General features: G+C 55.0%; 4 protein-coding genes. 2 read left to right on the top strand and 2 right to left on the bottom strand.

The features are described 5' to 3' along the window. Positions 1 to 117 precede the first annotated feature (117 nt). Positions 118 to 951, bottom strand: coding sequence for a posphoenolpyruvate synthetase regulatory kinase/phosphorylase PpsR (gene ppsR / locus IE156_RS00755; protein ID WP_189390592.1), 834 nt, complete (start codon positions 949 to 951; stop codon positions 118 to 120). Between the two features lie 168 nt (positions 952 to 1,119). On the opposite strand from ppsR, the gene ppsA reads away from it, so the two are divergent. Continuing rightward, the gene (gene ppsA / locus IE156_RS00750) at positions 1,120 to 3,486 is read left to right on the top strand and encodes a phosphoenolpyruvate synthase (RefSeq protein WP_189390591.1); all 2,367 of its coding nucleotides are present in this window, start codon (positions 1,120 to 1,122) and stop codon (positions 3,484 to 3,486) included. Positions 3,487 to 3,725: 239 nt separating this feature from the next. Here ppsA and IE156_RS00745 read toward each other — a convergent pair whose 3' ends face one another. Next, entirely contained in the window at positions 3,726 to 4,376 is a 651-nt protein-coding gene (locus IE156_RS00745) for a TetR/AcrR family transcriptional regulator (protein WP_229840814.1), read from the bottom strand. Between the two features lie 338 nt (positions 4,377 to 4,714). On the opposite strand from IE156_RS00745, the gene IE156_RS00740 reads away from it, so the two are divergent. Continuing rightward, positions 4,715 to 6,025: an NAD(P)/FAD-dependent oxidoreductase gene (locus IE156_RS00740; protein ID WP_189390589.1), complete on the top strand. Its 1,311-nt coding sequence runs from the start codon at positions 4,715 to 4,717 to the stop codon at positions 6,023 to 6,025. Positions 6,026 to 6,055: the final 30 nt, after the last annotated feature.

Below are 6,055 nucleotides of genomic sequence, written 5' to 3'. Positions count from 1 at the left end.
GTAGCTTCATGCAAAAAGGCCTGATGTCGGTAGGACACCGACATCAGGCCTTTCTTATGCTGCTGTCAGCATTCCCCGATAGGGGAAGCCATGCGGCATCAGGGATGGATTCAGCTTTTAGTAGGAGCGGCGATCCAGGCCCACATCGTCCAGAATCTTGGTAGAAATTTCTTCAATGGACTTGGTTGTGGTGGACAGCCAAGGGATGCCTTCCATACGCATCAGACGTTCGGCTTCAGCCACTTCCATACGGCACTGCTCTACAGAGGCGTATTTGCTGTCTGGACGACGTTCATTGCGCACTTCAGACAGGCGGTCCGGGTGAATGGACAGGCCAAAAATCTTCTTCCGGTAGGGCGCCAGCGTTGCGGGCAGGGTGCCGCGCTGGAAATCTTCGGGAATCAGCGGGTAGTTGGCGGCTTTAACAGCGTATTGCATAGCCAAATACAGGCTGGTAGGGGTTTTTCCGCATCGGGATACGCCGACCAGAATCACATCGGCCTGTTCCAGACCATTCACATATTGGCCATCGTCGTGGGCCAAGCTGAAGTTGATCGCTTCAATGCGGTTGTTGTAGCGCTTGGACATGCCGCCTGAATGCGAACGACCCACGGATCGGCTGGATTTCACCCCCAGGGCACGTTCAATGTGTCGTACAAAGGCACCAAACAAATCCAGAAAGGTGCAATTGGCGGCGCCAATAATATGCGCCATTTTGGGGTCGACCAGGGTGCTGAATACCAATGGCTGCTGGCCTTGCTCCTGGGCGCATTGATTGATGCGATCGGCCACGGCCTGGGCTTTCTCGATGGTGTCGATGAAAGGGATACGGACGGCCTGAAATTCGAATTGAGCGAATTGCGACAGGACGGAGTTGCTGAAAGTTTCGGCGGTAATACCCGTGCTGTCGGAAACGACAAAGACGGTGCGCTCAATAGGAGAAGATGTCATGGAATAAGTCGTGCACAATGCTCGGGAAACGGTACAATTTGCAAGATTACCATTTACCGCCCGGCTCGGGGTGTGGAAAGGCAGGTTTGCTTAGGACGGATCACATCAGTAGCACACGCTGATCACTGCCTTAAGCAAACACGCTTTTTTTTCTATTCAAGGTGACTTATGTCTTACGTAATTGGTTTCGACAAGCTCCGCATGACGGACGTCGACACAGTGGGCGGTAAAAACGCTTCGCTAGGTGAAATGATCAGCCAGCTGGCTGACGCCGGTGTGCGCGTGCCAGGTGGTTTTGCAACGACCGCCGAAGCCTTCCGCGTTTTCCTGAAAAACAACGATCTGGACAAGCGCATTCAACAACGTCTGGATACGCTGGACGCGGACGATGTGCGTGAACTGGCTGTGGCCGGTGCTGAAATCCGCCAGTGGATCATCGACACCCCATTTCCAGCCGAATTCGAGCAGGCCGTACGCGCTGCGTTTGCCGAGCTGGATGCCGATGGCAAAGGTTCGTTCGCCGTTCGTTCTTCCGCGACGGCTGAAGACTTGCCAGACGCGTCGTTTGCCGGTCAGCAAGAAACCTACCTGAACGTGGTTGGCATTGACGAAGTGTTGGGCAAGATCCACCACGTGTTTGCCTCCCTGTACAACGACCGCGCTATTTCCTACCGCGTGCACAAGGGCTATGCCCACGCTGAAGTGGCTCTGTCCGCAGGTATCCAGCGCATGGTGCGTTCCGATAAGGGCAGCGCCGGCGTGATGTTCACCCTGGACACCGAATCGGGCTTTAAAGACGTGGTTTTCCTGACGTCTTCTTACGGCCTGGGCGAAACCGTGGTGCAAGGTTCGGTCAATCCGGACGAGTTCTACGTGTACAAGCCAACGTTGGCTTCCGGTCATTACCCCATCATCAGCCGCCGCATTGGTTCCAAGCTGATCAAGATGGAATTTGATGAAAGCCGTACAACCGATCACGCTGTGCGCACCGTTGATGTGCCCGTGTCCGAGCGCAATCGTTATTCCCTGAACGACGAAGAAGTGATCGAGCTGGCCCGCTACGCCACCATCATTGAAAAACACTACCAGCGTCCTATGGACATTGAGTGGGGTCGTGACGGTATCGACGGCAAGATCTACATTCTGCAAGCTCGCCCTGAGACGGTTAAGTCCCAGCAAGGCAGCAACGATGTGCAAGAGCGCTACCGTCTGAAAGCAACCGGTGATGTGCTGGTGACTGGCCGTGCTATCGGTCAGAAAATCGGTTCGGGCAAAGTCCGTATCGTGGCTGACGCTTCCGAGATGGATCTGGTCAAGGCCGGTGACGTGCTGGTAACTGACATGACGGACCCTAACTGGGAACCGATCATGAAGCTGGCTTCGGCCATTGTGACCAACCGTGGTGGCCGTACTTGCCACGCCGCGATTATTGCGCGTGAGCTGGGTATCCCCGCCGTTGTTGGTTGCAACAACGCCACAGACGTGTTGAAAGAAGGCCAGGAAGTGACGGTCTCTTGTGCTGAAGGCGATGAAGGTCGTATTTATGACGGCCTGCTGGAAACCGAGATCGAAGAAGTCCGCTGGGGCCAAATGCCCGAGATCGGTCTGAAAATCATGATGAACGTGGGTAACCCACAACTGGCTTTCGACTTCTCGCAAATCCCGAACGATGGTGTGGGTCTGGCTCGTCTGGAATTCATCATCAACAACAACATCGCCATTCACCCCAAAGCCGTTCTGGACTACCCCAATGTGGATAGCGAACTGAAAAAAGCGGTGGAATCGGCAGCCCGTGGCTACGCTAGCCCACGTGCTTTCTTCGTTGAGAAACTGGCTGAAGGTATTGCTACCTTGGCGGCTTCTTTCTACCCCAAGCCCGTCATCGTGCGTTTGTCGGACTTTAAGTCCAACGAATACCGCAAATTGGTGGGTGGTTCGCGCTACGAGCCCGAGGAAGAGAATCCAATGCTGGGCTTCCGCGGTGTGGCTCGCTACCTGTCCGAAGACTTCGCCGAGTGCTTCAAGATGGAATGCGAAGCCTTGAAGAAAGTGCGCGACGAAATGGGTCTGACCAACGTCGAGATCATGGTGCCTTTCGTGCGTACCCTGGGTCAGGCAGAACGCGTCGTTGGTCTGTTGGCCAATCACGGTCTGGCTCGTGGCGAAAACGGCCTGCGCCTGATCATGATGTGCGAAGTGCCTTCTAACGCCATTTTGGCTGACGAGTTCCTGCAATACTTTGATGGCTTCTCCATCGGTTCCAACGACATGACTCAGTTGACTCTGGGTCTGGATCGCGATTCCGGTATGGAATTGTTGGCAGCTGACTTTGATGAGCGCGATGAAGCCGTTAAATTCATGCTGAGCCGTGCCATCAAGGCTTGTCTGGCTCAAAACAAATACGTTGGTATTTGTGGTCAAGGCCCTAGCGATCACCCTGATCTGGCTAAGTGGTTGAGCGACGAAGGTATTATGTCCTTGTCGCTGAACCCGGACACGGTTGTGGATACCTGGCAGCGCTTGGCCAAGGGCTAAGTCAGGCCTAAGCGTACTGCCGGATGCACTCTGGCAGTACGTGGGTTAAGCCAGTCCAAACTCAACACCCCGGCGTGGAAGGCTCCACGCCGGGGTGTTGTCGTATAGGGCAGGTGCCTGAACCGCCTTGTGCCGGGCGGTTAGGTTCAGAATAGAATGTGGGGGTATTCGCCGGTGAGGCGCGTGCGGCAGGTAGGGCGGAACCGTGTATGGTGATCCAGCCCGGCTGCCCTCAAGACTTAAGACGGCAGCGTCGTGGCGTCGTTCTGATAAACGTGCAGGAACATATTCAGGATATGCTCGGTTTCTTTCTGGACGCGCTCTTCGTCCCAAGGTTCCATCGCGCCCATCATCAGAATAATGATTTCGCCTTCGCTTAGGCAGCGCAGATGGTCCACCATAAGTTCCGGGTCCAGCTTGCGCAAAGTGCCGCGCTCGATGTGGCGGGTAAAAAAGCGTTGCACGCCGTCCCAAATCTGGTCATCCAGCATGTCCATGAAGCGCTTGCCAATATCACTATGGCCACCTACCGAGACCACAATACGCAGCAGCTGTGCGGTTTGCTTGGAATAGAGCTTGCGCAGCATGGGAAGCAAAAAGCGTTGCAGTTCGTCGCGTATATCGCCTTCTGCGTCCAGCTTGGTCAAGACCTGTTCAGTAAACTCCTGGGCTCCTGTGAGCAGAACAGCCAACAACAGGTCTTCTTTGGACGGGAAGTAATTGTAGAGGGTGCCTTTGGAGCCGCCTGCCAATGCAGCGATCTGGGACATGGATGTCGCTTCAAAACCGTTCTCGCGGAAAACCTCGGAAGCCACTTCCAGGATTTTGTCGCGGCGTTCGCGCCCCTTTCGAGTCGCGCGTTGGGATTTTCGGGGAACATCGTCGTGCATAATGGCAGGCAAAAAGTAGGTGAATAGGGCAAAGTCAGCATCATACCGTATCAATGGCTGATGTGCTGCCGCTCTATTTCGATCGTTAAGGGAAGGCAAGACCAACCTATTAATTTTACGCCATGTGTTGAGGCTGCAACGATTTGTTTGCCCTGGTTCTTGATTTAGGACCTATTGCCGCTCAAAAGAGCCACACTTCGGGTGGTATCACGGGGCTTGCGCGTGAGGCCCTTAAAAGTGGCGTTGGAAGATCGCTATAGTCCTTATCTGTTTTGATTTAAAGTATAAGGCGGGGGTTCTGATACTCTCTTTGCTTGACAAGGCCCAAGGAGTTTTGGATGTCTACTACGCAGTCGTATCAAGTGGTGATCGTTGGGGGCGGGGCAGGTGGCTTGGAGCTGGCAGCCAAGCTGGGACGTCAGTTTGGGCGTCAGCATATTTTTCTGGTCGATAAAGACAGCGATCATATCTGGAAGCCGTCTTTGCACGAGGTGGCAGCGGGAACCTTGGATATACATCGTGAAGGGTTGTCGTATTTCATGCTGGCGCGTGACTGCGGTTTCACCTTTATTCAGGGCGAGATGACTGGCATAGACCGCGAGCAGCGTGAAATTACGCTGGCACCGGTTTTGGGGCCTGACCATGAAGAGGTTTTCCCGGAACGCAGTTTGAGCTATGGCACGCTGGTGATGGCCGTAGGCAGCAAATCAAATTTCTTTAATACGCCAGGAACCCATGAACATGCCCTGGCGTTGGACTCTACCCATCAGGCCGAGCGTTTTCGCTTGAAGCTGCTCAATGAATTGATCAGTGTGACCCGACGCGCTCAGCGCGAGCCAGGAGCGCCGCTGTACATCAATATTGTTGGGGGTGGGGCAACCGGGGTGGAACTGGCTGCGGAGCTGCTGGAGGCCCGTGCTGACCTGAGCATTTACAGCATCCCAGGCAGTAGTTCCGACCGGGAAGTGCGAATTACCCTATTGGAAGGTGCGGATCGTATCTTGTCTGCCTTGCCACCCAAGCTGTCGGCCACGGCCCAAAGCTTGCTGGAGCAGCGTGGCGTGGCGGTACGTACTTCGGTGCGTGTCAGTCGTTTGGCGGCTGACCATATTGAAGATGTGAATGGCGGCCAATACCCTAATGATCTGTGCGTTTGGGCGGCTGGAATTGAAGCGCCGGCCTTTCTGGGGAAACTGGGTCTGCCCGTTAACCGTATCAACCAGTTGGAGCTGGACGCCTGTTTGGCTACGCCTGACCCGTATATCTGGGCCCTGGGCGACTGCGCGCAAGTACCGTGGGACAAGGAAGGCCAGTTCTTGCCTGCTCGCGCCCAGGTGGCTCATCAGCAAGCCAATTACCTGCGCAAACGATTGGCAGCCCGCATCCAGGGCAAGCCGGTTGATGAGGCACCCTTTGTCTACAAGGATTACGGCTCGCTGGTGTCAGTGGGCCACAGCCGTGGGGTAGGGAGCCTGATGGGGGTCTTGTCCGGCAAAAGCTGGTTTGTAGAAGGTTTGCTGGCTCGCATCATGTATATGAGCCTGCATTTGATGCACCACATGGCCATTTTGGGCGCTGCGCGTACCGCGACCCTGGCTTTGGGCCGCTTGCTCAGCAAACGGGCCGCCCCTCGTGTTAAATTACATTGAGATCTTGAACGAAACGGGCTTTTTAGCCCG

Origin of the sequence: Alcaligenes pakistanensis, assembly GCF_014652815.1 — a bacterium.
GTDB classification, from domain to species: domain Bacteria; phylum Pseudomonadota; class Gammaproteobacteria; order Burkholderiales; family Burkholderiaceae_B; genus Alcaligenes; species Alcaligenes pakistanensis.
Note: the sequence above shows the minus strand (reverse complement) of the source record. Positions and strands in the feature narration are given on the sequence as shown.

Excerpts from the sequence above, each read along its gene's own strand:
- ppsA (WP_189390591.1), top strand. The coding sequence starts at position 1,120 with ATGTCTTACGTAATTGGTTTCGACAAGCTCCGCATGACGGACGTCGAC.
- ppsR (WP_189390592.1), bottom strand. The coding sequence starts at position 951 with ATGACATCTTCTCCTATTGAGCGCACCGTCTTTGTCGTTTCCGACAGC.
- IE156_RS00745 (WP_229840814.1), bottom strand. The coding sequence starts at position 4,376 with ATGCACGACGATGTTCCCCGAAAATCCCAACGCGCGACTCGAAAGGGG.
- IE156_RS00740 (WP_189390589.1), top strand. The coding sequence starts at position 4,715 with ATGTCTACTACGCAGTCGTATCAAGTGGTGATCGTTGGGGGCGGGGCA.